Origin of the sequence: Streptomyces aureus (assembly GCF_001418135.1) — a bacterium.
GTDB classification, from domain to species: Bacteria; Actinomycetota; Actinomycetes; order Streptomycetales; family Streptomycetaceae; genus Streptomyces; species Streptomyces aureus_A.
Genome location: NZ_LIPQ01000639.1, coordinates 1 through 1,281 on the forward strand (window position 1 = coordinate 1; position 1,281 = coordinate 1,281).

At 72.3% G+C, this 1,281-nt stretch carries 2 protein-coding genes; both read right to left on the reverse strand.

The window, feature by feature from the left end; genetic code table 11:
* On the reverse strand, positions 1–650 hold a 650-nt coding region (locus AOK00_RS35530), incomplete at its 3' end, for a hypothetical protein (protein ID WP_437441469.1).
* A gap of 5 nt (positions 651–655) precedes the next feature.
* A complete protein-coding gene (locus AOK00_RS35535) occupies positions 656–1,243 on the reverse strand; it encodes a papain-like cysteine protease family protein (protein ID WP_063886713.1) in 588 nt (195 codons plus the stop codon).
* Positions 1,244–1,281: the final 38 nt, after the last annotated feature.

Genomic DNA, 1,281 nt, shown 5'->3' on the forward strand with positions numbered 1-1,281 from the left:
GCCCCCGACGCACCCTTCTGCGGCCCGCCGTAGCCCCCCGCCGTGCCCTTCTTCGCGTAGGCCGAGCCGGGGAGTTTGTCCCCGTACGCACGGACCACCCGGTCGCGGTAGGCGGCCAGGCTCGTCCCGTTCCGGCCGACCGCCCGCACCGCGTCCTCGTCCAGCGGCAGCACCTTCGCCCCCTTCTGGACGTACCACGCGTCGATCTGCGGCTCGCGGAACACCAGGCCGCCACCGCCCAGTTCCGCGTACCGGATCTCGTCGTCGCCGGTGGCGATGTTGACGACCTGCCAGCCGCCCGTCCGCTGGACCGTCCACAGCGAGGCCTTCTGGCCGTCCGAGGACACGGCCCTGCTGGCGCGGAACTCGACCCGGGCGACGGGAGCGCCCGGCTTCCCGGCGACGAAGTCCGGGGAGAGGATCCGTACGGGCACCGACCTGCCCTCGACGCGCGGCGCGGCCGCCGAGCGGGCGACGGCGCCGTCCCGGGCGAAGAACCGGGACAGGGTGTCCAGGGTCCCCGGCGCGGAGGCGGCCTGTTCGGGGGTGGGCGCGGGCGGCGGGGAGTCGGCCGCGTCCGCCGGAAGCGCGCCGAGCAGGACGAGCGCGGCGGCGGTGAGGAGCCCCGCACCCGTGGCACGTGCGTTCATCGTCGTCACGCCCCTATCCGGTAGAGCGAGTGGGTCCAGGAGAAGGAGCCGTTGTCGACGTACCAGGCGTGCGAAGCCCAGTTGTAGCGGTTGCTGGAGGGCCAGGGATCGCCCCAGTAGACCCAGCTGTCGGCATCGTCGTAGCCGTAGATCACGTGCATGTGGCCGCCGCCGCTCGACCACTGGATGCGGGTCTCGACGGGCCGGTCGGCGTTGATCTCCGTCTGGACGGTGGAGTAGCGCAGCCAGCCGGTCACGTAGGACCCGGGGTTGACGCCGGCCCAGCGCAGCCCGGTCTGGACGTTGCCGAGGGTGGCCTGGTTGTTGGGGCAGTCGTAGCCCTGCTGACGGTTGAAGGCGGCGTTGCAGAACTGGTTCTGGCTGTAGTTCCGGCCGAACCAGGTGGCGATGGTGTTGCCGCCGGCCGCCCAGCACCAGTTGGTCTTCTGCTGGGCCTGCATGGTGATGTTCAGCCGTTTGGAGCCGAGGGCGGCGGCGTCCTCGCCGGCGGGTGCGGCGGACGCCGAGGTGGTGGGGACGAGGAAGAGGGCGGCCGCGGCGAGTGCCGCGAGGTTCAGCTTTCTTCTGCGCATCGCGTTCCTCCCTGGAGCGGGGGGTGGGGATGTGGGGG